Origin of the sequence: Actinomadura sp. NPDC049753 (assembly GCF_040674655.1) — a bacterium.
In the GTDB taxonomy this organism is placed as follows: Bacteria; Actinomycetota; Actinomycetes; order Streptosporangiales; family Streptosporangiaceae; genus Spirillospora; species Spirillospora verrucosospora.
In genome coordinates this window covers 1-24,196 of sequence record NZ_JBFARL010000128.1, presented here as the reverse complement: position 1 = coordinate 24,196, position 24,196 = coordinate 1, and the positions used below count along the sequence as shown (strand labels likewise).

General features: G+C 74.4%; 23 protein-coding genes. 15 read left to right on the top strand and 8 right to left on the bottom strand.

Going from position 1 to position 24,196, the window contains the following annotated elements:
- Together AB0K37_RS27655 and AB0K37_RS27650 are read left to right on the top strand one after the other, a co-directional pair.
- Positions 1-736: histidine kinase (locus AB0K37_RS27655; RefSeq protein ID WP_363985945.1), on the top strand; the 736-nt coding region annotated here is incomplete at its 5' end.
- On the top strand, positions 733-1,431 hold the full coding sequence (locus AB0K37_RS27650) for a response regulator transcription factor (RefSeq protein WP_363985944.1): 699 nt from the start codon (positions 733-735) through the stop codon (positions 1,429-1,431). The genes AB0K37_RS27655 and AB0K37_RS27650, both read left to right, overlap by 4 nt.
- A 16-nt stretch (positions 1,432-1,447) precedes the next feature.
- Here AB0K37_RS27650 and AB0K37_RS27645 read toward each other — a convergent pair whose 3' ends face one another.
- Complete coding sequence (locus AB0K37_RS27645; protein ID WP_363985943.1) at positions 1,448-2,596, bottom strand: EAL domain-containing protein; 1,149 nt, start codon at positions 2,594-2,596, stop codon at positions 1,448-1,450.
- Positions 2,597-2,711: 115 nt separating this feature from the next.
- Positions 2,712-3,107, bottom strand: coding sequence for an ABC transporter permease (locus AB0K37_RS27640; protein ID WP_363985942.1), 396 nt, complete (start codon positions 3,105-3,107; stop codon positions 2,712-2,714).
- 67 nt (positions 3,108-3,174) lie between these two features.
- Between AB0K37_RS27640 and AB0K37_RS27635 the strand changes: the two genes are divergently transcribed.
- The 3 genes from AB0K37_RS27635 to AB0K37_RS27625 are packed head-to-tail and all read left to right on the top strand — an operon-like array spanning position 3,175 to position 5,230.
- On the top strand, positions 3,175-3,813 hold the full coding sequence (locus AB0K37_RS27635) for an AIM24 family protein (RefSeq protein ID WP_363985941.1): 639 nt from the start codon (positions 3,175-3,177) through the stop codon (positions 3,811-3,813).
- A complete protein-coding gene (locus AB0K37_RS27630) occupies positions 3,813-4,466 on the top strand; it encodes an AIM24 family protein (protein ID WP_363985940.1) in 654 nt (217 codons plus the stop codon). Before AB0K37_RS27635 ends, AB0K37_RS27630 begins: the two co-directional genes overlap by 1 nt.
- A gap of 2 nt (positions 4,467-4,468) precedes the next feature.
- Positions 4,469-5,230 carry an AIM24 family protein gene (locus AB0K37_RS27625; protein WP_353834052.1) on the top strand — a complete coding sequence of 254 codons (762 nt, stop codon included), beginning with the start codon at positions 4,469-4,471 and terminating at the stop codon, positions 5,228-5,230.
- Positions 5,231-5,278: 48 nt separating this feature from the next.
- On the opposite strand, the gene AB0K37_RS27620 is transcribed toward AB0K37_RS27625, so the two are convergent.
- Positions 5,279-6,076: a VOC family protein gene (locus AB0K37_RS27620; protein ID WP_363985939.1), complete on the bottom strand. Its 798-nt coding sequence runs from the start codon at positions 6,074-6,076 to the stop codon at positions 5,279-5,281.
- Between the two features lie 273 nt (positions 6,077-6,349).
- Here AB0K37_RS27620 and AB0K37_RS27615 point away from each other — a divergent pair, with 273 nt between their 5' ends.
- The 3 genes from AB0K37_RS27615 to AB0K37_RS27605 all read left to right on the top strand — a co-directional run bounded on the left by AB0K37_RS27615 (position 6,350) and on the right by AB0K37_RS27605 (position 9,250).
- A complete protein-coding gene (locus AB0K37_RS27615) occupies positions 6,350-7,948 on the top strand; it encodes an ABC-F family ATP-binding cassette domain-containing protein (RefSeq protein WP_185024763.1) in 1,599 nt (532 codons plus the stop codon).
- Between the two features lie 116 nt (positions 7,949-8,064).
- Entirely contained in the window at positions 8,065-8,277 is a 213-nt protein-coding gene (locus AB0K37_RS27610) for a helix-turn-helix domain-containing protein (RefSeq protein ID WP_021596738.1), read from the top strand.
- 145 nt (positions 8,278-8,422) lie between these two features.
- Entirely contained in the window at positions 8,423-9,250 is an 828-nt protein-coding gene (locus tag AB0K37_RS27605; RefSeq protein WP_363985938.1) for an enoyl-CoA hydratase/isomerase family protein, read from the top strand.
- Between the two features lie 52 nt (positions 9,251-9,302).
- On the opposite strand, the gene AB0K37_RS27600 is transcribed toward AB0K37_RS27605, so the two are convergent.
- On the bottom strand, positions 9,303-11,231 hold the full coding sequence (locus AB0K37_RS27600; RefSeq protein WP_363985936.1) for a Xaa-Pro dipeptidyl-peptidase: 1,929 nt from the start codon (positions 11,229-11,231) through the stop codon (positions 9,303-9,305).
- Positions 11,232-11,426: 195 nt separating this feature from the next.
- Between AB0K37_RS27600 and AB0K37_RS27595 the strand changes: the two genes are divergently transcribed.
- The gene (locus AB0K37_RS27595; RefSeq protein ID WP_363985946.1) at positions 11,427-13,379 is read left to right on the top strand and encodes an ABC transporter ATP-binding protein; all 1,953 of its coding nucleotides are present in this window, start codon (positions 11,427-11,429) and stop codon (positions 13,377-13,379) included.
- Positions 13,380-13,386: 7 nt separating this feature from the next.
- Here the strand turns inward: AB0K37_RS27595 and AB0K37_RS27590 are convergent, their stop codons facing one another.
- Positions 13,387-14,352 carry a sulfotransferase gene (locus AB0K37_RS27590; RefSeq protein WP_363985934.1) on the bottom strand — a complete coding sequence of 322 codons (966 nt, stop codon included), beginning with the start codon at positions 14,350-14,352 and terminating at the stop codon, positions 13,387-13,389.
- A gap of 141 nt (positions 14,353-14,493) precedes the next feature.
- Here AB0K37_RS27590 and AB0K37_RS27585 point away from each other — a divergent pair, with 141 nt between their 5' ends.
- The 4 genes from AB0K37_RS27585 to AB0K37_RS27570 all read left to right on the top strand — a co-directional run bounded on the left by AB0K37_RS27585 (position 14,494) and on the right by AB0K37_RS27570 (position 18,488).
- The gene (locus tag AB0K37_RS27585) at positions 14,494-15,261 is read left to right on the top strand and encodes a Sir2 family NAD-dependent protein deacetylase (protein ID WP_363985932.1); all 768 of its coding nucleotides are present in this window, start codon (positions 14,494-14,496) and stop codon (positions 15,259-15,261) included.
- 88 nt (positions 15,262-15,349) lie between these two features.
- A complete protein-coding gene (locus tag AB0K37_RS27580) occupies positions 15,350-16,474 on the top strand; it encodes an LD-carboxypeptidase (RefSeq protein ID WP_363985930.1) in 1,125 nt (374 codons plus the stop codon).
- Positions 16,471-17,361, top strand: a complete 891-nt coding sequence (locus AB0K37_RS27575) for a hypothetical protein (protein ID WP_363985928.1) — start codon at positions 16,471-16,473, stop codon at positions 17,359-17,361. Before AB0K37_RS27580 ends, AB0K37_RS27575 begins: the two co-directional genes overlap by 4 nt.
- Positions 17,361-18,488, top strand: a complete 1,128-nt coding sequence (locus tag AB0K37_RS27570) for a glycerate kinase (RefSeq protein ID WP_363985926.1) — start codon at positions 17,361-17,363, stop codon at positions 18,486-18,488. Before AB0K37_RS27575 ends, AB0K37_RS27570 begins: the two co-directional genes overlap by 1 nt.
- Here the strand turns inward: AB0K37_RS27570 and AB0K37_RS27565 are convergent.
- Positions 18,485-19,111: a hypothetical protein gene (locus AB0K37_RS27565; RefSeq protein ID WP_363985924.1), complete on the bottom strand. Its 627-nt coding sequence runs from the start codon at positions 19,109-19,111 to the stop codon at positions 18,485-18,487. The genes AB0K37_RS27570 and AB0K37_RS27565 overlap by 4 nt on opposite strands.
- 94 nt (positions 19,112-19,205) lie before the next feature.
- Here AB0K37_RS27565 and AB0K37_RS27560 point away from each other — a divergent pair, with 94 nt between their 5' ends.
- Positions 19,206-20,690: a PLP-dependent aminotransferase family protein gene (locus tag AB0K37_RS27560; RefSeq protein WP_363985922.1), complete on the top strand. Its 1,485-nt coding sequence runs from the start codon at positions 19,206-19,208 to the stop codon at positions 20,688-20,690.
- A gap of 28 nt (positions 20,691-20,718) precedes the next feature.
- On the opposite strand, the gene AB0K37_RS27555 is transcribed toward AB0K37_RS27560, so the two are convergent.
- Positions 20,719-21,153 (bottom strand): CBS domain-containing protein, encoded by a 435-nt coding sequence (locus AB0K37_RS27555; protein ID WP_363985920.1) that lies wholly within the window; start codon positions 21,151-21,153, stop codon positions 20,719-20,721.
- A 197-nt stretch (positions 21,154-21,350) separates the two neighbouring features.
- On the opposite strand from AB0K37_RS27555, the gene AB0K37_RS27550 reads away from it, so the two are divergent.
- Positions 21,351-22,799, top strand: a complete 1,449-nt coding sequence (locus AB0K37_RS27550) for an MFS transporter (protein ID WP_363985918.1) — start codon at positions 21,351-21,353, stop codon at positions 22,797-22,799.
- A gap of 50 nt (positions 22,800-22,849) precedes the next feature.
- On the opposite strand, the gene AB0K37_RS27545 is transcribed toward AB0K37_RS27550, so the two are convergent.
- The coding region (locus tag AB0K37_RS27545; protein ID WP_363985916.1) for an NAD(P)/FAD-dependent oxidoreductase at positions 22,850-24,196 on the bottom strand (1,347 nt) is incomplete at its 5' end.

The following is a 24,196-nucleotide window of genomic DNA, read 5'->3' as shown; positions in this document are numbered from 1 at the left end:
CCGGGCCCGCGCCGAGGCCGAGCGGGCGCGTTCGGAGGCCGAGCGGGAGCGCGCCGAGCAGGTGGCGCGGCTGGCCGAGATGGACCGGCGGGCCGCCGTGGCCGCCGAGCGCGCCCGGATGGCCCGCGAGCTGCACGACGTGATCGCCAACCACCTGAGCGCGGTCGCGCTGCACTCCTCGGCCGTGCTGAAGGTGCCGGGCATGGACCGGGAGGCGGTGAACCGGGCGATGGAGGTCATCCGGGAGAACAGCGTGCAGGGCCTCGCCGAGATGCGGCGGATGATCGGGCTGCTGCGCGAGGGCGACGGCGCGGACCCGGCGGCACGGCCGCGGCTGGCGGAGCTGGACCGGCTCGTCCGGCACACCGCGCGGTCCGACCTCTCGGCGCGGCTGGAGGTCGCCGGGGAGCGGCCGGAGCTGCCGGCGGCGGTCGAGCTGGCCGCCTACCGGATCGTCCAGGAGGCGCTGACGAACGCGCTGAAGCACGCCGGGGCGGGACGCGCCGACGTGCGGGTGGAGTACGCGGGCGGGCACGTGGTGATCGACGTGGTGAGCCCGCTCGGCCGGGACGGCTCCCGGCTGCCCGGCACCGGCAGCGGCCTGGTGGGGATGCGCGAGCGCGCCGTGATGCTCGCCGGGAGGTTCGCCGCCGGGCCGGACGGCGGCCGGTGGCGGGTGCACGCCGAACTGCCCGTCGACGCGCTGCCCGTCGACTCGCTGGGCGGGGCGGCGTGAGCACGGCGCGGGACGGTGCGATCGAGGTGCTGGTCGCCGACGACCAGGCGGCGGTGCGGGCGGGGCTGGTGCTGATCCTCGGCGCCGCGCCGGACGTGCGGGTGGTCGGCGAGGCCGCCGACGGGGTGCGGGCGGTGGAGCTGGCCGGCGAGCTGCGGCCCGACGTGGTGCTCATGGACGTCCGCATGCCCCGCCTGGACGGCATCGCCGCCACCCGGCGGATCTCCGCGTTCACCGACGTCCTGGTGCTGACGACCTTCGACATGGACGAGTACGTGTTCGGGGCGCTGCGGGCGGGCGCCGCCGGGTTCCTGCTCAAGGACGTCGACGCCGACAGGCTGGTGGAGGCCGTCCGGACGGTCGCCGCGGGCGAGGGGATCATCGCTCCCCGGGTCACCCGCCGGCTGATCGGCGCCTTCGCGGCCCGGCCGGCGGCCCCGGCGGAGGCGCCGGGGCTGGCGGAGCTGACGCCGCGCGAGCGCGAGGTGTTCGCCTGCCTCGGTGAGGGCCTGTCGAACGGGCAGATCGCGGCCCGGCTCGCCATGGCCGAGACGACCACCAAGACGCACGTGAGCCGGATCCTCGCCAAGCTCGGGCTCGGCAGCCGGGTCCAGGCGGCCATCCTCGCCCAGGAGACGGCCGTCACGGGATTCTCCGGCCTTGATCCACATAATGGATCATCCGGGACGGTCTAGGCCCTCAGCGGCGGTCTCAGCGCGACATGGCCCGGATCAGGTCGGCCACCCGGACGATGCCGAGGCAGCGGCCGACCTCGTCCACCACGACCAGGTCGTCGTAGACGCGCTCGTCCTCGGCGCCGGCGGCCCGCAGCGCGGCGATCGCCGGGACGGTGCGCGGGACCGGCCGCGGCGGGTCGGCGAGCCGCGCGGCGGGCCGGCGCGCGTGCAGGGCGTGCCCGTAGGCGCCCGACAGCTGGAGCAGGAAGCGCGTCCGGTCCACGGTGAAGCTCGGCCGCTGCCGCTCGTCCACCAGGACGACGCTGGTGGCGCCGGTCTCGGCGTTGAGCACGGTGAGCACCTCGCCGGCGGTCGCCGTCAGCGGCAGCGTCACCGCGGGGAGGGTGAACTCTGACACCCGCGGCCCGAGCCCGGCGCCGGGCCGGGCGGGCGGCTCGTGCCCGCCCGTGACCGGGATGCTCACCGGCATTCCCGGGCGCCAGTCCGGCGGCGCGAGGGCCGGACCCTGGACGAGCCGGACGCCGGCCTCCCGCAGGTGCATCACCTGGTCGGGCGTCGTCATGCCGGGCGCGAGCACATGGGTCTCCAGCCGGTGCGCGAGCTCGACGAGGCTCGCCACGAGCGCCGCGCGGCGCGGGTCGGCGGCCGCCGTCCGGGCCAGCCCGGGATCGAGCTTGAGCAGGTAGGAGGCGCCGTCGACCAGCAGGTCGAGCGGGGTGTGCGCGGAGCCGAGGCCGGACAGCCCGACGAGGTATCCGGCGCGGCGCAGCGCCGACAGCGCGGCGGCGACGGCCGGGCGCCGGGCGGGCGCGAAGCCCCCGCCGACGCACAGGATGATCTCCTGCGGGCGCCGCCCGGTCTCGCCGAGGCCGCGGTGCAGCCCGCCCAGCAGGTCCGCGCCGCTCGCGAGGGTCTCGGCGCGCAGCCCGATCTGCAGCGGCAGCGGCGTGCGCAGCTCGGCGGCCGCGCGCGCGGCGTCGACCGCGCGCCGCACGTCCCCGGACGCGGGGTCGGGCCGCACAGGGCCGCCGGGCCGGCCGGACTCGCCGGCCGGGGCGGCGTGCGCCTCGACGGCGACGACGGCGCCCGTGCCGAGGTCGACCACGGGGTGGAACACGGCCCGGGCCGGGACGAGCGCATCGAGGGTGTCGGAGGCGGACACAGGCGCATCATGCCGCCCGGCGACCGGCGAAACCGCTTTTGTCAGGAGAAGTTAACCCACTATTCCCGCAGCTCACCCGGCCGGGCGGCCACCGGTCACCGCCCGCGGCCGCCGGTCACAGCCCGCGGCCGCTGGCGACCGCCGACAGCAGGTACGTCACGCCGGCGACGGCCGCCAGCCACACGTAGGCGGTGATGTCGGCGCCGCGCAGGGCCTGCACCACGAGGCCGCCGACGACCGCGACGGTCAGCACGTCGCCCGTCATGGCGGCGGCCCGCAGGTGGGCGCGGGCCCGGGTGCCGGACCCGAACCCCTCACTGAGCGGCAGCGCCGGCTCGTTGCGCCGGTAGGCGAGGTACGCCGCGTACCCGGCCAGCGCGGCCAGCGCGATGAGGGCCGTGCCGGACCGCCCGTCGGCGGCCAGCACGGCCCCGACCACCACACCGGCGCCCAGGACGAGCCCTGGGACTGCCCACCGGCTGAGACTGCGGCGTTCGGGAGCGATCCACATGTGCTCATCCTTGCCGATCGGCGCACCGGGCGGACCGGCAACGCGCCGGGCGGTATCTTCTCGCTTCGTGGCGCAATTTCGAATGAACGGCTCGAAGATGCTCGCCGTCGACCTCGGCGGCGAGACGATCCGCGCGCTGAACGGCTCGATGGTGGCCTACGAGGGCCAGATGGCGTTCAAGCGGCAGGGCATGACGGGCGGCGAGGGCCTGCGCGGCGCCCTCAAGCGCAGGATCGCCGGCGAGGGCATGACCCTCATGGAGATCACGGGGCAGGGGACGGTCTACCTGGCGAGCGAGGCGACGGAGGTGACGCTCGTCCAGCTCACGGGCGACACCCTTTTCGTGGAGTCGGAGAGCCTTCTGGCGCTCGACGGGAGCCTGAACACGGGCGTGCAGTTCGTGGGGCTGCGGGGGATGGGCACCGGCCAGGGCCTCGCCACCACCAAGGTCGACGGGCACGGGACGGTGGCGGTCCTGTCGCAGGGGCCGGCCATCGCGCTGGAGGTGACGCCGCAGACGCCGCTGTGCGTCGACCCGCACGCCTACGTCTGCCACCACGGGCAGCTCCAGCAGGACGTGGTCACCGACGTCAACTGGCGGACGGTGATCGGCCAGGGATCGGGGGAGAGCGTGCAGTTCCGGTACCAGGGGCACGGGCTGGTCTACGTCCAGCCGGCCGAGCGCGGCGGGATTCTGGAGATCTGATGCCCGGCTACGAGTCGATCAACTCCAAGATGCTCCAGGTCCGGATCGGACCGGGGCAGGAGGTCTACAGCAAGCGCGGCGCCATGCTGGCCTACACCGGCGCGGTGTCGTTCGCCCCGACCGCCACGGCGGGGCAGGGCATCGGCGGCGCGCTCGGGCGCGCCGTCGCCGGCGAGCACAGCGCGATGATGCACGTCACCGGCCAGGGCAGCGTCATGTTCGGCCACGGCGGGCTGCACGTGTCCGTCGTCGAGCTGAACGGCGCCGACACCCTGTACGCCGAGGCCGACCGGCTGCTGGTGCACGACACGACCCTGCAGGTCGGAACCATGTTCATGGGCGAGCAGGGCGGCGTGCGCGGCATCGTGCGCGGCGCGGTCACCGGGCAGGGCCTGTTCACCACGACGCTCACCGGGCACGGCGCGTGCGCGCTGCTGTCGCACGGCGGCGTGATGGAGCTGCCGATCACCCCGCAGCGCCCGGTCCACGTCGACCCGCAGGCGTACGTGGCCCACCGCGGCCAGGTGCAGAACAAGCTCACCACGGCGGTGGGGCTGCGCGACCTGATCGGGCGCGGCTCCGGCGAGGGCTTCCAACTGGAGCTGAGCGGCTCCGGCGTCGTCTACGTCCAGGCCAGCGAGAGGAAGATCTGACCGTGAGCACGTTCGGGACGCGGACCTGGAACCCCACGACCCTGCCGTCCAACGACAACGTCAACCCCTACGCCTTCAGCGTCGACCTCAACGGGCAGTGGTTCGCGCAGAAGGGCAAGATGATCGCCTACTACGGGCAGATCAGGTTCGAGGCGCTGTCGGCCGGCCCGCTGGACTCCCTCGTCGCGCACACCTTTAACTCCCCGCTGTACGCGCAGGACTGGATCGTCGCGCAGGGCCAGGGCAAGCTCGTCCTCGCCGACCGCGGGTTCGACGTCAACTCCTTCGACCTGGAGAAGGGCAACCTCACCGTCCGGGCGGGGAACCTGCTCGCCTTCGAGCCGGGCCTGGAGCTGAAGCAGTCGATCATCCCCGGGTTCCTGACCCTGATCGGCACGGGGCGGTTCGTCGCCGCCTCCAACGGGCCCGTGCACTTCGTCGAGCCGCCGATCCGCGTCGACCCGCAGGCGCTGCTCGGCTGGGCCGACTGCCCGTCGCCCTGCCACCACTACGACCACTCCTACATGCGGGGCGCGTTCGGCGCCGCCCGGATGGTCTTCGGCATCGGCGGCTCGTCCGGCGAGGAGCACCAGTTCGACTTCACCGGCCAGGGCACCGTGATGATGCAGTCGTCGGAGGTCGTGATGAACGAGGACGTCCTGCTGCGCGACCTCGAAGGCCAGATCGGGCTGGTCGGCACGTCCGGCCTCCAGCGCCTCCAGCACACGATCACGCAGCGGCTCGCCTCCGAGCGCCAGGGCTGACCGCGGCCGGGGGCCGGACGGAGCGCGTCCGGCCCCCGGCCCGCCCGATCAGGACTGCGGCTCCTGCGCCGGCCTCATCACGTGGAACGGGACCCCGAAGGGGTCGCGGACGTCCGCCGACCGCCCGTACGGGGTGTCCTGCGGCTCGGAGTCGACGGTGCCGCCGCCCGCGCGGACCCTGCGCACCGCCTCGTCGGCGTCGTCGACCGCGAAGTACGTCGTCCAGGACGACGCGGGGCGGTCGCCGCCGCCGAGGACGATCTCGGATCCGCCGAGAACGCCGCCGATGTACCGCCCGTCGCCCGCCCGCTTCAGGACGGTGTAGTCCATGTCGCCCGGCATCGGCTCCAGTTCGTAGCCGAACACCGCCTTGTAGAACTCGCCGGCCGCGGCCGAGTCGCGCGTGACGAGCTCGTTCCAGACGAACGAGCCCGGGACGTTGACGATCCGCGAGCCGAAGTGGGAGCGGCCCTGCCACAGGCCGAAGTGCGCGCCCTGCGGGTCGCGCAGGACGGCCATGCGGCCGAGGTCCATCACGTCCATGGGCGCGACCACGACCTCCCCGCCCCCGTCGGTGGCGCGCTTGACCAGCGCGTCGCAGTCGTCCGCGGCGAAGTAGACGCTCCACCAGAACACGTCGGGCTCGCCCTCGGGGTTCTGCATCATCCCGGCGACGGGCTCGCCGCGCAGGTTGCACATGTTGTAGTGGCCCGCCTCCGGCCCGGCGTCCTGGAACTGCCAGCCCAGCAGGGTCCCGTAGAACGTCTTGGCCCTGTCGAGATCGGGGACGCCGAGGTCCAGCCAGTTGGGCGTCCCTTCCGGCGCGTTGCCCGTGACGTGGGTCATCTGCCTCACACTCCTCCGTGCTGGGGACCGAGGCCCCGGTGTCGTCCCGTCGCACGCGCCGCCACTTCCCATCCTGGCCGCACCCTCGGCGTCTACACATCGAGCGTCCGGGCGCGCTCCGCGATGGCCGGGAACGGCCCGGCTTCACGTACACTGGGCGAATGGTTCCGCTCCCGAACTGACAGGCCGCCCAGCGCGCCCCGGTCACAGGACCGCGCGGCGCGCTTCTTCGTGCCTGTCCACCGAGCCGTCCGTCAGGGGAGCCCTGTCACTGTGATCATCGCGAAAGACATCGAGCTGCGCGCCGGGGCCCGGCTGCTGATCGAGGCCGCCAGCTTCCGGGTCAACCCCGGCGACCGGGTCGGCTTCGTCGGCCGCAACGGCGCCGGCAAGACCACCCTCACCAAGGTGCTGGCGGGGGAGGCGCTGCCCGCCCAGGGCGCCGTGACCTCCTCCGGGACCATCGGCTACCTGCCGCAGGACCCCCGCGGCGTCGACCTCGACGAGCTGGCCCGCGACCGGATCCTGTCGGCCCGCGGGCTGGACGAGGTGATCCGCGAGCTGCGCGCCGCCGAGGAGGCGATGGCGACCGCGACCGGAGCCGGGCGCGACAAGGCCGTCCGCCGGTACGGGCGGCTGGAGGAGCGGCTGCACGTCCTCGGCGGCTACAGCGCGGAGGCCGAGGCCGCCTCGATCGCCTCCAGCCTCGGGCTGCCGGACCGGGTGCTGACCCAGCCGCTCGGCACGCTGTCGGGCGGCCAGCGGCGGCGCGTCGAGCTGGCCCGGATCCTGTTCTCCGGCGCCGACACGCTGCTGCTGGACGAGCCCACCAACCACCTGGACGCCGACTCGATCGTCTGGCTGCGCGACTTCCTCAAGGGCCACCAGGGCGGCCTGGTCGTCATCAGCCACGACGTGGAGCTGCTGGACGCGGTGGTCAACCGGGTGTTCCACCTGGACGCCAACCGCAGCGTGATCGACATCTACAACGTCGGCTGGAAGAAGTACCTCGACCAGCGCGAGACCGACGAGCGGCGCCGCAAGCGCGAGTCGGCGAACGCGCAGCGGCAGGCGTCGACGCTGCTGTCGCAGGCCGACAAGATGCGGGCCAAGGCCACCAAGGCCAAGGCGGCCCAGCAGATGGACCGGCGGGCGCGGCAGCTGCTCGCGGGCGTCGAGGGCGAGCGGCAGGCCGACAAGGTGGCCAAAATTCGCTTCCCGGACCCGGCTCCCTGCGGCAAAACCCCCCTCACCGCGGAGGGTTTGTCGAAATCGTACGGATCTTTGGAGATATTCACCGACGTCGACCTGGCCATCGACCGCGGCAGCCGGGTCGTCATCCTGGGGCTGAACGGCGCCGGGAAGACCACCCTCCTGCGCCTGCTGGCCGGGGTCGACAAGGCCGACACCGGGACGGTCGTGGCCGGTCACGGGCTGCGGATCGGCTACTACGCGCAGGAGCACGAGACGCTGGAGGTCGAGCGGTCCGTCCTGGAGAACATGCAGTCCGCCGCGCCCGGCATGGCGCCGGTCGAGGTCCGCAAGATCCTCGGGTCGTTCCTGTTCTCCGGCGACGACGTCGACAAGCCCGCCGGGGTGCTGTCCGGCGGCGAGAAGACCCGGCTGGCACTGGCGATGCTCGTGGTCTCCAGCGCCAACGTGCTGCTGCTGGACGAGCCCACCAACAACCTCGACCCGGCGAGCCGCGAGGAGATCCTCGCCGCGCTGCGGACGTTCGCCGGAGCGATCGTCCTGGTGACCCACGACGAGGGCGCGGTGGAGGCGCTCGCACCGGAAAGAGTGATTTTGCTGCCAGATGGTGTGGAAGACATCTGGAGTGACGAGTTTGCCGATCTGGTGGCCCTCGCGTGACCTGCGGAGTGACTTCCGCAGATCTTTTCTGGCCGAGTGGGTAGCCGAACCGGCGGGAATGACTGATCATGGCGGGGGATAACGCAGCGGTCACCACATCACTACGGGAGGTACTCGTGGCCGAGACCCTGAAGAAGGGCACCCGCGTGACCGGTGCCGAGCGCGACAAGCTGGCGGCGGACCTGAAGAAGAGGTACGACTCCGGCGAGAGCATCCGCGCCCTGGCAGCCGCCACCGGCCGCTCGTACGGTTTCATCCACCGGATTCTGACCGAGTCCGGCGTCAACCTGCGCGGTCGCGGTGGCGCGACCCGGGGCAAGAAGTCCTGACCGGACACCGGCCCCCGGATGAGCGCACCGCCTGACCCGGCGCCGCGACCGACCGAGTAAGGTTCGGTCGCGGCGACGGACAGGATGCGGGTCCCGCCCCGTGGACGGCGGGACGGGACCCGAACGCTCATCGGAAGGAAGACCCATGGGGGACGCGACCACGGCCGGCAGGCCGGAAACGGCCACGGCGCCGGAGACGGCGGAGCACGCCCCGCCCGGCCTCGACGAGGCGGGCCTGCGGCTGGACGTGGACGGCGCGGTCGCGACCGTCACCCTGAACCGGCCCGAGCGGCGCAACGCCATGACGTTCGCGACCTGGCGCGGGCTCGCCGCGATCGGGCGCTCCCTGCCCGCGGACGTGCGCGTCGTCGTCCTGCGGGGCGAGGGCCCCTCGTTCTCGGCGGGCATCGACCTCGGCATGTTCTCCGGCGGGGGAGGCGGCGAGGGGTTCACCGACGGCGCCGACTCCGAGGGAACCGACCGCTTCATCGCCGAGCTGCAGGAGGGCTACACCTGGCTGCGGCGCCCCGACATCGTCTCCGTCGCGGCGGTGCACGGCCACGCCATCGGCGCCGGCTTCCAGCTCGCGCTGGCCTGCGACATCCGCGTGGTCGCCGAGGACGCGAAGTTCTGCATGAAGGAGCCCGCGCTCGGGCTCGTCCCGGACCTGACCGGCACCAAGCCGCTGGTCGAGATCGTGGGGATCGGGCGGGCGCTGGAGCTGTGCCTCACCGCCCGGACGGTCCTCGCCGACGAGGCGGCCCGGATCGGCCTCGCCGAGACCGTCGTCCCGCGCGACGGCCTGGACGGCGCCGTCCGCGATCTGGCGGCCGCCCTGCTCGCGGTGAACCCGGGCGCGGCCGCGGCCACCAAGCGGCTGCTGTGGCAGGCCGCGGAGAACACCCTCGAAGAGCAGTGCGCCGCCGAGCGCCGCGAGCAGATCGGCCGCCTCCGCGAGGTCTTCGGCTCGTGAGCGGGCGGGCCAGGGGAGAGTCGCCCCTCGCCCCCCGGCCCGCCGCGCCGCGCTACCGGAGCGACTCCCGGCCGCCCGGCGCCAGCGGCAGCAGCACCCTGCTGACGCCCGGCCGCACTTCGACCTTCGTCCCCGCCGGGTAGCGGAGCGTGTAGTCGTAGTCGGTGGACAGAAGGATCACGCCGAGCCGGTGGCCGGCCTTCACCGTGTAGTCGGTCGGTTCGAGGTTCCATCGGAAGGCGTAGGTCCGCCCGGCCTCGATCGGCTCGGTCCGGCCGAAGTCGTGCCGGTTCCGCGCGTCCAGCCACCCCCGCGTGATGATCTTGTAGGGGGCGGTCTCGGTGTGCAGCGCCTGCCGGACCGTGCAGCCGGAGTCGCCCGGCACGCTCTGGCCGTAGCAGACCTCCTCGCCGGTGCTGACGCGCGCGCCCGTGGGCCGGGTGTCAGTGCCGTAGTCGACCAGCAGCGCCGTCAGGTACGGCGAGCGGCCGTCGAGCGAGGCCCGCAGCGAGACCGAGGGGATGCCGTCCACCCGGACGGGCCGCGTCAGCGGCCCGGTCAGGTAGGCGAGCCGGTTCGGGTCGGGCCGGTCCTCGTTCGCGAGGAGCTGCTCGGCCGTCCGGGTCTTGCCCGCGTCCGTGAACGACTGCGCCGGGCCGGGCCGGGGCCTGAGGCCGAGGGCGCCCGGCTGCCCGGACGGGCCCGCGTTGAGGCTGACCGGGACGGTGCGGGTGCCGGGGACGGGCCAGTCCTTCGCCGTCTCCCACGTCCCGTCCGCGTGCTGGACGTCGACGCGCGGCTCGTGCTCGATCCCGTTGCGGACGCCGTACAGGTAGCGGTCGAACCAGTGCAGCGTCTGGCGCAGCCACTCCTCGACCCGCCAGCGGAACGGCGTGGAGTGGTTGCCCTGGTGGAGCCACAGCTTGCGCGGCACGCCCGCTTCCTTCAGCGCGTTCCACCACTGCACGAAGTGCTTGAGCTTGACGTTCCAGTCGTTGAGCCCGTGCACGACCATGACGGCGGCCCGCACCCTCCGCGCCTGCCCGACGTAGTCGCGCTCGGCCCACACCTCGGAGTAGTCGCCGGTCTCGCGGTCCTGGGCCGCCTCGATGTCCTCGATGATCTTGGCGCAGACCTCGGGGTCCCTGCGGGTCAGCACGGCCTTGGCCAGGACGTCCAGGTCCTCGCCCTGGTAGCCGCCGGGCGCGACCACGCCGCCGCCCGCGCGGTAGTAGTCGTACCAGCTGGAGATGCCCGCGATCGGGACGATGGCCTTCAGGCCCTCGACGCCGGTGGCGGCGGCCATGTTCGGCAGCGTCCCGTTGTAGGACTGGCCGATCATGCCGACGTTCCCGGTGGACCAGGTCGCCTTCACCGGCGCGCCGTCCGGCGCCCAGCCCCGGGCCCGCCCGTTGAGCCAGTCCACGGCGGCCTTCGCGCCCGCCTGCTCGCTGCGGTCCCCGGAGGTCGGGCAGCCGGTCGAGCCGCCCGTCCCGATGCTGTCCAGGTCGGCGACGGCGTAGCCGCGCGGCAGGAAGTAGTTGTCGTAGTAGCCGGGGAAGACCTCGGCCAGGTCGCGCCGCGTGGTGGTGAGCGAGCGGGCCCCGGCGTCGCCGATGTCGACGGGGTGGTTCGGGACGTCGTTGATCCCGGCCCAGTACGGGCTCGGCTCGAGGATCGTCGGGACCTTGAGGCCGGCGGTGTCGGTCTCCCTGGGACGCATGATCCGCAGTTGCACGCGGTCCCGCACGCCGTCGCGGTCGCTGTCGGCCGTGGTCTCGATGTTCACGGTCTGGGTGACGGCGTCGGCGCGGGAGAACACGGGCTGCGTCTCCCCGTTCCGCACCGTGACCTGGTGGGCGCCCGGTGGCCGGGGCGCGGACCTGGTGGGTCCGGCCGCCGCGGCGGGCAGCGCGGGGGCGGCGGCGAGCGCGGCGGTGAGGGTGATCACGCCGGCGCCGCCGGTGAGGCGTCGTCTCATCGGGGCTCCTGGGGGGTGTGAGCCGGGAAGTGGAGATCACGGTTACACCCCGGGAGCGGCTTGTCCAGAGGCGTGTTACGCCGTGAGCGGAGCCGGGAAGACGGGCGGGCGGGGGCGCGTTGTCCACGCCGGATACTGAGATGCTTACTTGATTACGTCGACGCTCTACCGGAGGCGCTCGTGGGAATGCCGGGAATGTCGGGCAACGGCTGGCAGGTGATGGCGTCCTTCCGCAAGGACAGCTCCGTCACCCGGCAGAAGCTGGCGCCCGGCACCGTGGGGCGGATCGCGGGCTACGCCCGGCCCTACGTCCGCGAGCTGGTGGTCTTCCTCACGCTGAACTCGCTGGCCGCGCTGATCGTCGTCGCCAACCCGCTGCTGCTCAAGGGGATCATCGACCGAGGCATCGTGCCGGGCCGGTCGGACATCGTGCTCTGGCTCGCCGCCGCCGTCGCCGGGCTCGCCCTGGTGGAGGCCGTGCTCGGCCTCGCGCAGCGCTGGTACTCGGCGCGCATCGGCGAGGGGCTCATCTACGACCTGCGCAGCCAGGTCTTCGCGCACGTCCAGCGCCAGCCCGTCGCGTTCTTCATGCGGGCGCAGACGGGCTCGCTCGTCAGCCGCCTCAACAACGACGTCATCGGCGCGCAGCGCGCCCTCACCACCACCCTGTCCTCGGTGGTGTCCAACGTGATCAGCCTGGTCCTGGTGCTGGTGACGATGCTCATCCTGTCCTGGCAGGTCACGGTGATCGCGCTCCTGCTGCTCCCGATCTTCATCCTGCCGGCCAAGTGGGTCGGCAGGCGGCTGCAGCGGGTCAGCCGCGAGCAGATGGTGCTGGACGCCGAGATGGGCTCGCTGATGACCGAGCGGTTCAACGTCGCCGGGGCCATGCTCGCCAAGCTCTACGGCCGTCCGGCCGAGGAGGAGCGGAACTTCTCCGGCCGCGCCGCCCGCGTCCGCGACGTCGGCGTCGTCGCCGCCATGTACGGGCGGGTCTTCTTCACCGCGCTGACCCTGGTCGCCGCGCTGGCCACCGCCATGGTCTACGGCGTCGGCGGCTACCTGGTGGTGGACGGCACCTTCCAGCTCGGCACGCTCGTCGCGCTCGCCACCCTGCTGACCCGGATGTACGGGCCGCTGACCGCGCTGTCCAACGTGCACGTGGACGTGATGACCGCGCTCGTCAGCTTCGACCGCGTGTTCGAGGTGCTCGACCTGAAGCCGCTGGTCCGCGACCGCGACGGCGCCCGGGAGCTGGCCGAGGCCCGCGCGCCGTCCGGCAACGGCTCGGGCCCGGCGCCGTCGAAGGCGCCGTCGATCGAGTTCGACCACGTCCGGTTCGCCTACCCGTCGGCGGACGAGGTCTCGCTCGCCTCGCTGGAGTCGATCGCCCGCACCGACACCGCGCCCGGCCGCGAGGTGCTGCACGACGTCGACTTCACCGCCGCGCCGGGGCAGCTGGTCGCGCTCGTCGGGCCGTCCGGCGCGGGCAAGTCGACGATCACGCACCTGGTGTCGCGGCTGTACGACGTGTCCGCCGGCGCGGTCCGGATCGGCGGCGTCGACGTCCGCGACGTCACGCTCGAGTCGCTGCGCGCCGAGATCGGCGTCGTCAGCCAGGACGCGCACCTGTTCCACGACTCGATCCGCGAGAACATGCGCTACGCCCGCCCGGACGCCTCCGACGAGGAGATCCTCGCCGCGCTGGAGGCCGCGCACATCGGCGGCCTCGTCGCCGAGATGCCCGAGGGCCTGGACACCGTCGTCGGCGACCGCGGCTACCGGCTGTCGGGCGGGGAGAAGCAGCGGCTCGCGATCGCCCGGCTGCTGCTGAAGGCCCCGGCGGTGGTCGTCCTGGACGAGGCGACCGCGCACCTGGACTCCGAGTCCGAGGCGGCCGTCCAGCGGGCCCTGCGCACCGCCCTCGCGGGCCGGACGTCGCTGGTGATCGCGCACCGGCTGTCCACGATCCGGGAGGCCGACCAGATCCTGGTGGTCGACGGCGGACGGGTCGCCGAGCGCGGCCGGCACGAGGAGCTGCTGCTGGAGGGCGGCCTGTACGCCGAGCTCTACCGCACGCAGTTCTCGCACCAGCGCGACCAGGGCCCCGAGGGGGAGCGGCGGGCCGAGCCGCTGGGGGCCGAGTAGCGGCCGCTCAGGCCTCGGAGCCGAGCGGGTAGCCGAGCCGCCGCAGCTCGGTGCCCGCGACCTTCTCGACCTGCGCTGCCTGCCGCGGGGTGAGGCGCTCGCGCCACACCCCGACGCCCGGTTCGGCGGCGTCCCGCGACCCGGCCCGCACCAGCCCCGACAGGGCCGACTTCGACAGCGGCGCGTCCAGGTACTCCGCCAGGTCGGCGCCGACGCGACGCGGCCGGGCCACCAGCTCCTCGTAGCGGACCGTGGCCAGCTGCTCCTCGGGGACCTGGAGGCGGAGCTTCGCGCTCAGCCGCACCGACCCCCGCCACCGCATGGCGCACTTCACGGCGGCCGCCGCGCGCGGCCACCGGCTCCGGTCCGTGTGGTCCTCGACGCCGAAGAAGGGGTTGGGGAACACCGTGTCGAGGTTGGCCAGGCCCGGCTTGAACCAGGCCAGGCAGCGCTCGTCGGCCAGCATGTCGGCCACCACGTCCCGGCCGTCCCGGATCACCTGGACGAGCTGGGCGTCGGGGAAGGCGTCCAGCAGCACGTCGGCGCTGTAGATCAGGTCGGGGGAGGCGTCGGCGTACCGGGCGAGGCCCTGCGCCTCCACGCACGGGCCGGGCGGCTCGGCGGCGGGGGGCGGCCCGTCCGGCCCGCCGGGCGGGCGCGGCGGCAGCCCGCCCATCTCGCGGCACTCGTCCGGGCACTCCCCGCAGGCCCGCGCCGACACCTGCCACGCCTGCGCGTACGCGTCCCGCAGGACGCGGGCGGCGCCCTCCCCGCGCTCGGCGATCGAGGGCTGGCGGGCGAAGGCGTAGGTGACGCGCAGGACGTCCGGCCGGCCGGTGGTCAGGTGGAAGCCGGGGGAGCGCTTGACCGCGCGCGCCAGCAGCTCCGCACCCGAATGCGGCGCGCCCAGGAAGAACACCGGGCGGCGGACCTTGGTGCCGTTGATCACCAGGATGTGCGGCGTCGACCTCATAACCGGGCCAAGTTTGTCACCTTTTGAGGGCCGGTCGGTCCGTGACCCTCCGTAAGGACCCGCCCGATACCCATCCGTTAACCGGAGCGGGCCGTCCCGTCACCGGGACGGGCGGTGCGGCGCTGGTCCTACCATGGTGCGGTGGACGCTCCCAGCACGCTGGCCCGCCTCCTGCCGGAGGCCGAGGCGATCACGGTGCTCACCGGCGCCGGCATCTCCACCGACAGCGGGATCCCCGACTTCCGCGGTCCGAACGGCGTCTGGACGCGCGACCCGTCGGCGGAGGCGATGTCCACGATCGGCTCCTACCTCGCCGATCCCGAGGTGCGGCGCCGCGCCTGGCGGGCCCGGCGCGACGCCCCCGTCTGGGAGGCCGAGCCGAACGCCGCGCACGCCGCGCTGGTCGAGCTGGAGCGGGCCGGACGGCTCCGCGCCCTGATCACCCAGAACATCGACGGCCTGCACCAGCGCGCCGGATCCTCCGAGCGCGCCGTCATCGAGATCCACGGGACCGCGCGCGAGGCCGTGTGCCTGTCCTGCGGGCTGCGCACCCCGATGCCGGAGATCATCGCGCGCGTCGAGGCCGGCGAGGCCGACCCGCTCTGCGCCGAGTGCGGCGGCATCCAGAAGTCCGCGACGATCTCCTTCGGCCAGGCGCTGGACCAGGACGTCCTCGACGCGGCGATCACCGCCGCGCGGTCCTGCGACCTGTTCCTCGCCGTCGGCACCTCGCTCACCGTGCAGCCCGCCGCCGGGCTGTGCCTGGAGGCGGTCGACCACGGCGCCCGCCTGGTGATCATCAACGCGGAGGAGACACCGTACGATGGGCTGGCCGACGCGGTGCTGCGCCGGCCGATCGGCGAGGCGCTGCCGCGCCTGGCCGGCCTCGCGCTCGGCACGGGGCGATGATCTGTTGGCGGGTCGTGACCGGTCGCCCCTTCCACTGGCGTCCGGATCCTGACAAGCTCTATCCGTCGCGGTGCGAGGAGGGATCGGGTTGAACAGCGGGGGCGCCCGCGCGGTGGCGGCCCACGGGTCGCCGGACGCGCCCGCCGTCGGCACGCCCGGCGGTGCCGAGCACGCGCGGAAGGCCCGCAGGTACGCGAGGTTGCGGCCCGGCGACCGCGTCGCGGTGGTCGCGCCCAGCGGCCCCGCCGAACCCGCCCGGCTGGAGGCGGGCTGCGCCGTCCTGCGCGACCTCGGCCTTGACGTCGTGGTCGGCAAGCACGCCCTCGACCGTGTCAACCTGGGCCCGGCGGGTCCGGTGCGCGGCGACTGGCACCGGCTGGCCGGAACCGACGCCGACCGCGCCGCCGACCTGCAGGCCGCCTGGTGCGACCCGCGGGTCCGCGCGGTGGTCTGCGCGCGGGGCGGCTACGGCGCCACCCGCGTCCTCGACCGTCTCGACTGGGACGCCCTGCGCGCCGCGACCGAGGCGTCCGCCGCCTCCGGCGGCGGGCCGAAGATCCTGCACGGCTCCAGCGACATCACCGCGCTGCACGGCGCTTTTGGAACGCGCCTGCGGATTACGACGTCCTTCGGCCCCATGCCCGCGGGAGTGATCGCCGATCTCGACCCGGCGGCGCCGGACGCCTCCCTGGAGTCCCTGCGCACCGCCCTGTTCGGCGGCGCCGAGCCCGTCGTGCTGCCCGGCACGCGCACGCTGTGGCCCGGGCGCGCGGAGGGCACGCTGACCGGCGGCACCCTCTCGCTCCTGACCGCCGTGCTCGGCACCCCGTACGCCCCGCCGCCCGCCGCGGGCCGCATCGTCTTCCTGGAGGACGTGACCGAGGCGCCGTACCGGATCGACCGGATGCTCGTCCAGCTCCTCCAGGCCGGCTGGTTCGACGGCGCCGCCGGGTTCGCGCTCGGCTCCTGGAAGGACTGCGGCGACCCCGCCGAGCTCGACGCGGTGTTCGCCGCCCGGCTCGGCCCGCTCGGCGTCCCGATCCTCGCCGGCCTCTCCGCCGGGCACGGGCCGCGCCAGCACACCCTGGAGCTCGGCGCCCCCGCCGCGCTGCACGCCCCGGCTCCGCCGGGCCACGACCCCGCACATCCGCACCCCGCCGTGCCGGACACCGGCGCGCTCACCCTCGAAGCGCCCCCGGGAGGTGCGCGATGAGCGGCCGCCACGCCCGTCCCGATCCATGGGACGACGGGACCCTCGACTCCCTGCTCGTCCTCGTGGCCGAGAGCCTCGGCTACCGGTGCAGCCGGGTGCCGGGCGAGATCATGCTGCTGGAGGGCGCCAGCAGGCTGCACGTCAGCCTGCGCGACCTGCGGCAGCTCGCGCGGCTGGTGCCGCGCGACGACTGGCCCGCGCTGGTCTCCGACCACGTGACCACGATCGTCACGGCGATCGAGGAGCCGCTGGACCTCAGCGACTTCGACCTCGCCCAGCACCTGCTGCGCACCCGCATCTACCCCGCGGAGGCCGACAACGGGGTGCTCGCGGCCCGGCCGTTCGCGCCCGGCCTGATCGAGGTGGTGGTGGTCGACACGCCCACCACCGTCCGGACGGTCACCACCGAGGAGATGGGCGGCTGGCCGGTGTCGGGCGACGCGCTGTTCATGCTCGGCCGCGCCAACGTCCGCGCCGACGGCCCGCTCCAGATGGACGAGCAGGACCTCGGCGGCGTCCGCGTCTCCGTCCTGCACGGCTGGACGTTCTACGCCGTCACGCACCTGGCGTGGCTGGAGGAGTACCTGCCGATCGGCCCGTACGGCGCGCTGGTCATCGCGCCCAACCGCAGCCTCATCGTCGCCCACCCGCTCCGGATCGCCGAAGGCCACCCGAGGGCGCGCTACCGCGAGGCCGTGGCGGCGGCGACGGAGCTCCAGGCGCAGGCGCACCGCGCCTACGAGGAGGGCCCCGGCTCGCTCAGCCCGTACCTGTACTGGTGGCGCGCCGGCGAGCTGACCCTCCTGGAGACCCGCTACGAGGGAGACACGCTCGTCCTGCCCGAGGAGTTCGCCTCCGTGATCGCGACCCTGGCGGCGGAGCGCTGATGAAGGTCGTCATCGCCCCCGACTCGTTCAAGGGCAGCCTGTCCGCCGCCCAGGTGTGCGCCGCCGTCGAGGCGGGCGTCCTGCGCGCCGCGCCCGACGCGCGGGTCACCGCCGTGCCGATGGCCGACGGAGGTGAGGGCACCCTCGACTGCTTCCTCAGCGCCCGCGGCGGCGACGCTGTCGAGGTCGCCGCCACCGACCCCGTGGGGCGCCCGGTCAAGGCGCGCTACGCGCTGTCGGGCGACGGGCGCTCGGCGGTGGTGGAGCTGGCCGCGGCGTCCGGGCTGCCGCTGGTCGAGGACGTCCCGCCCGACCCGATGAACGCCGGCACCGCCGGCACCGGCGAGCTGATCGCCGACGCGGTGCGGCGCGGCGCCCGCGACGTGCTGGTCTGCATCGGCGGCAGCGCCAGCACCGACGGCGGCGCCGGGCTGCTGCGCGCCCTCGGCGTCCGCTTCCTGGACGCCGCTGGCGGGGAGCTGCCGCCGGGCGGCGCCGCGCTCGCCCGGCTGGCGTCGATCGACGACTCCGGGGTGCCGGACGAGGTCCGCGCGACCCGGTTCCGGGTGGCCTGCGACGTGACCAACCCGCTCGTCGGGCCGGACGGCGCCGCCGCCGTGTTCGGCCCGCAGAAGGGAGCGTCCCCCGGCCAGGTCGCCGAGCTCGACGCCGCCCTCGCCGTCTTCGCCGACGCGGTCGCCGCGCGCGGCGGCCCCCGCGTGCACGACCTGCCCGGGGCCGGTGCGGCCGGCGGCACCTGCGGCGGGCTCGTCGGCCTGCTCGGCGCCGAGCCGTCCGGCGGCGCCCTCCTGGTCGCCGAGGCCGTCGGCCTGCCCGCCGCGCTCGACGGCGCCGACCTCGTCGTCACGGGCGAGGGACGGGTGGACGGGCAGAGCGCCGGCGGCAAGGTGGTGTCCGCGGTCGCGGCGCTCGCACGGGACCGCGGAGTCCCCTGCGTCGCCCTGGCCGGCGGCGTCGCCGGCCCGCTGGAGGAGCTGCACGCGATCGGCCTGACCGCCGCGTTCAGCCTCGCCGACGGCCCCCGCACTCTTGAGGAGCTGAAGGCGGGCGCCGCGCCCCTGCTCACCGCCGTCGCCGAGCAGGCGGTCCGCCTGTTCCGCCGCTAGCAGGCGCCGGCGGGCTCGGGTTCGGGCGCCGGTGCGGGCGTGCGGGCCCCCACGGTCAGCCGGGGCAGCAGGACGTGCGTGAGGGGCCCGATCGCCACGGCGTAGAGGACCGTTCCAACACCGACGGTGCCGCCGAGCAGCCAGCCGATGGCCAGCACGGCCAGCTCGATCGCCGTCCGGACCACCCGGATCGAGTGGCCGCGCGCCGCGAGCCCGGTCATCAGCCCGTCCCGGGGGCCCGGGCCGAGGCCGGCGCCGATGTAGCAGCCGGTGGCGAAGCCGCCCACGAGCACGGCGGCGATCAGGAAGGCCCAGCGTCCGGCGGGCGCGTCGGGGGCGGGCAGCAGCCACAGGAACAGGTCGGCGAAGACGCCGATGAGGACGACGTTGCTGACGGTCCCGATCCCGGGCCGCTGCCGCATCGGGATCCACGCGAGCATCACGACCGCGCCCGTGATGATGATCCAGGCGCCCATCGACAGGCCGAAGCGCCGTGAGAGCCCCTGGTGGAAGACGTCCCAGGGGTCGTTGCCCAGGCCGGACGAGACCTGGAGGGCGATTCCGAGCCCGTACAAGGCCAATCCAACGTAGAGCTGCACCAAGCGGCGCACCATCAAGGCCATTTCGAGCTTCCCATCCACTGTCGGCCATCGTTTCGGACCACCTTGCCCCGGAGTGGTCTGGTGTTGGTAGAGCCAATGTGGGAAAGTGGCTCGTATGAGCACGCGCTATGTGAGCGGCCCGCACCTGGCCCGGCTGCTCGGAGACGTGTCGGGGGAGCGCCCCGTCTACGCGGCGGTGGCCCGGTCGTTGCGCGCCCTCGTCCTGGACGGCAGGCTCGCGCTGCGCACGCGGCTGCCCGCCGAACGCGACCTGGCCGCCGCCCTCGGCGTCAGCCGCACCACCGTGACGACCGCCTACGACCGGCTCCGCGACGAGGGCTACGTCCAGAGCAGGCAGGGCGCGGGAAGCTGGACGGCGCTGCCGCCGGTCCGCATGTCGTCGGCCGAGCCGCCCGGCGTGCTCGACGGCGGCGCCGTCCCCGCCGGCCACCGGTACGGCATGGCCCACCCCGCACCGGACGACCCGTCGTTCATCGACCTCGGCTGCGCCACCCCCGGCGCCCCCGCCATCTTCGAGGAGGCCGTCGCCGCCGCCGTCGACGAGCTGCCCCGCTACAGCTCGGGCCCCGGCTACGAGCCCGCGGGGCTGGCGAGCCTGCGGCAGGTCATCGCGGACGGCTACACCGCGCGCGGCGTCGCGACCCGCGCCGACCAGATCGTCGTCACCACCGGCGCGCAGCACGCTTTCACGCTGCTGACCCAGTTGCTGGTGGAGCCGGGCGACGCCGTGATGGTGGAGCGCCCCACCTACCCGCACGCGCTCGGCGCGCTGCGCCGCCGCGGGGCCCGGCTCGTCCCCGTCGGCGTCAACGAGGGCTGGGACGTCGAGCTCGCCGCCGGCGCGATGCGGCAGGCCGCCGTCCGGATGGCGTACCTGATCCCCGACTTCCAGAACCCGACCGGGTACGTGATGGGGGCGGGCGACCGGGCCGGGATGGTCGACGCGGGGCGGCGCGCGGACGCGTTCCTCGTCGCCGACGAGACCTTCGCCGAGCTCGCGCACGACCCCGAGGCGCCGCGCGAGCCACCGCTGGCCTCCTTCGACGCGGGCGGCCGGGTCGTCACGATCGGCTCGGCCTCCAAGCTGCTGTGGGGCGGGCTGCGGATCGGGTGGATCCGCGCCACCGCCCCGCTGGCCCGCCGCCTCGTGCTGGCCCGCGAGCCCTTCGACATGGCGAGCCCCGTCCTGGACCAGCTGATCGTCCGGGAGCTGCTGCTGCGGGTGGAGGAGGTCCGCGCCGAGCGCGCCGCGAGCCTGCTGCGCGGCCGCGACGCGCTCGCCGGGGCGCTGCGCGAGATGCTGCCGGGCTGGGAGTTCCGGCTCCCGGACGGGGGCATGTCGCTGTGGGCGAGGATCGGCGCGCCGATCGCCTCGCGGCTCGCCGAGGCGTCCGAGCGGCTCGGCGTCCGCGTCGTCGCGGGCCCGGTGTTCGGGGCGGACGGCGTGCTGGAGGACTACGTGCGCCTTCCGTACGTGCTGCCGCCGGACACGCTGCGCCTGGCGGTGCGGCGGCTGGCCCTCGCCCAGCGCGAGGCCGAGGCGGCGCCGGCGGCCCGGCCGCTGCCCGCCTACGTCTGACCGGGCCCGGCGCCGCGCCGGGCGGACGTCAGGGAGCGCGCTGGATGTAGTCGACCAGGTGCTCGCGCTCGCTCTCCAGCTCGTCGATGGCGCTCTTGACGACGTCGCCGATGCTGACGATCCCGACGAGCCGGCCGTCCTCGACGACGGGCACGTGCCGGAACCGGTGCTCGGTCATGGCGCGGCGGAGGTCGTCCACCTGGTCGCCGGGGCCGCAGGAGCGGACCTCGGCGGTCATGATCTCCGAGACGGGGCGGTCGAGCAGCGCCGCGCCGTGCTCGTGTAGCCGCCGCACCACGTCCCGCTCGGACACGATGCCGGCGATCGAGGCGCCGTCTGACGAGACCACCGCCGCCCCGATGTTGTGCTCCGCCAGGACGGCGAGGAGCTCCCGCACGGTGGCCTCGGGCCGCACCGTGGCCACCGCGTCTCCCTTCCTCCGCAGGATGTCGCGAATCCGCATGCCTCACGCTCCGGTGCCGGTTTCGGACCCGGGGGACGGCGGCCGCCGGGGGCGGGGGCCGCTGGCCGGGCCTTGTTCCTGCCAAAATCGCATGTTCCGGCTCCCAGGGAAACCCCCGGTCGGTGAACCCTCCCGGTCAGGCGACGGCATAAAGGCGGCATAAACGCCGTAGATCGGGAACCAAGGGATGCATGTCGATGACGGCGGAACGAACCATCGAAACGGATATCCCGGCCCGGCTCGACCGGTTGCCGTGGTCACGCTGGCACTGGACGGTCCTGGTCGGCCTCGGCGCGGTCTGGATCCTGGACGGCCTGGAGGTGACCGTCGTCGGCGTCATCGGCCCGCGGCTCACCGACGCCTCCGGAGGACTCGGGCTCACCGACGGGCAGGTCGGGCTGGCCGCGTCCATCTACGTGATCGGCGCCTGCCTGGGCGCCCTGTTCTTCGGGCATCTGACCGACCGGTTCGGGCGCAAGAAGCTCTTCATCGCCACGCTGGCGCTGTACCTGACGGCGACGGTCGCGACCGCGTTCTCGTTCAACCCGATGTGGTTCTACGCCTGCCGGTTCCTCACGGGGGCCGGCATCGGCGGCGAGTACGCCGCCATCAACTCGGCGATCGACGAGCTGATCCCGGCACGGGTGCGGGGCCGGGTGGACGTGGTGGTGAACGGCTCGTTCTGGATCGGGACGTCCATCGCGGCGGCGCTGTCGATCCCGGTGCTGAACGGCGACCTCGTCCCCGAGGACCTCGGCTGGCGGGCCCTGTTCGCGCTCGGCGCCCTCCTCGGCCTCGGCGTGCTGTTCGTCCGCCGCATGGTCCCGGAGAGCCCGCGCTGGCTGTTCATCCACGGGCGGGAGGACAAGGCCGAGCGCGTGGTGAGCGGCATCGAACGGGAGATCACCGAGGAGACCGGCGAACCGCTGGAGGACCCTCGGCGAAGCATCCGGGTCCGGCAGCGCCGCGTCGTCTCGTTCGGGGAGATCGCCTCGACGGCCGTGCGCCGCTACCCGCGCCGGACGGTCCTCGGCCTCTCCCTCTTCATCGGGCAGGCGTTCCTCTACAACGCCGTGTACTTCACCTACGCGCTCGTGCTCAGCACGTTCTTCGACGTCCCCGACGCCAAGGTCGGCTACTACCTGATCCCGATCGGCATCGGCAACTTCCTGGGCGCGTTCTTCCTCGGCAAGCTGTTCGACACGGTCGGCCGAAGGACGATGGTCACGGCGTCCTACGTGGCCTCCGGCGTGCTGCTGATCGGGACAGGACTGCTGTTCCGCGCGGACCTGCTCGACGCCTGGACGCTGACGGCCTGCTGGTGCGCGGTGTTCTTCTTCGCCTCCGCCGGCGCGTCGTCGGCCTACCTCACGGTCAGCGAGATCTTCCCGATGGAGACCCGGGCGATGGCGATCGCCGCGTTCTACGCGGTCGGGACGGGCCTCGGCGGCGTGATCGGGCCGGCGCTGTTCGGCCGCCTGGTGGAGACCGAGAAGGTGGCGAACGTCGTGAACGGCTACTACCTGGGCGCCGGGCTGATGATCGCCGCCGGGCTGGTGGAGCTGGCCATCGGCGTCGAGGCCGCGCAGCGCTCCCTGGAGGACGTGGCGGAGCCGCTCTCGGCGGAGCAGGCCGCGGCCGCCTGACACCCCCGCCCTGCCGCGCCTCCTCCCCCCGGTCAGGGGGCGAGGAGGCGCTACACCGCGCCGAGCGCCGGGGTGAGCAGGCGCCCCGCCGGACCGGCGTGGGCCAGGGCGGCACGGGCCGCGTTGGCGCCGCACGCGCCGTGCACGCCGCCGCCCGGGTGCGCGGAGGCCGATGCCAGGTAGAGGCCCGCGACCGGGGTCTCGGGGCGCCCGAGGCCGGGAACGGGCCGGAACACCAGTTGCTGGTGGAGCATCGCGGTGCCGCCGTTGAGCGCGCCGCCGCGCAGGTTGGCGTCGTGGTCCTGGAACGCGGGCGGCGCGGTGACGCGGCGGTCGAGGACGCGGGAGCGGAAGCCCGGGGCGAGGCGTTCCACGACGTCCTCGAGGCGGCGCGCCATGGCGGCGCGCTCGCGCCCGTCCCAGACGCCGGTGATCCCGTCCGGCCCTGCGTCGGCCTTCACCCGGTGCGGGACGTGGGTGTAGGCCCAGACCGACTCGGTTCCGGCGGGGGAGCGGGCGGGGTCGGCGGTCGTCATCTGGCCGAGGAGCGCGAAGGGCTCGGACGGGACGCGCCCGGTGGCGAGCTGCGCGCTGTAGTCGGTCATCGCGTCCAGACCGGGGGACAGGTGGACGGTCCCGGCGCGCCCGGCGCCGTCCGCCGCCCACGGGATCGGCCCGGAGAGCGCCCAGTCCACCTTGAAGGTCGCGTGGTCCCAGACGAAGCGGCGCATGTCGGCGCGCAGCGAGGCCGGCAGGTCGGACCAGCCGACCAGGCCGCCGTAGAGGGCGGGGGCCGACACGTCGGCGAGGACGGCTTTCGCGGCGTGCACCGGTTCGCCGGACGCGGTGCGGACGCCGAGCGCGCGCCCGTCCCGCACGACGACCGAGGCGACCGGGGCGTCGCAGCGGACGCGCCCGCCGCGCGACTCCAGCCGCCGCACGAGCGCAGCCGTCAGCTCGCCCGCGCCGCCCTCGGGGACCGGCCACCCGTGCCGCTGCCCGGCCATGGCGAGGAGCCAGCCGAACAGCGCCCCGCCGGTCGACTCGGGGAACATGTCGGTGTGCAGCGTCGACCCGGCGAGCAGCAGCGGGCCGCCGGGTCCGGCGAACTCCTGCTCCCCGAGCGTGCGGACGGGGAGCAGCAGAGTGCGCAGGGCGCGGAGCCCGCCCGCCCGGCGCGCCGACGCCAGCAGCGGCAGCGCGGCCCGCACCGGCGGGAAAGCGCCGAGCAGGGCGCGCAGGACGCCCTCTCCCATCTCGTCCCACAGGCGGCAGAGCCGCAGCCACGCCTCGCCGTCGCCCGCGCCGAGCGCGTCGAGGCCCGCGGCGGTCGCGTCGCGGTCGCGCTCCAGGACGGCGCAGCGCCCGTCCGGGAGCGGGTGGGCGAGGACGGCGGG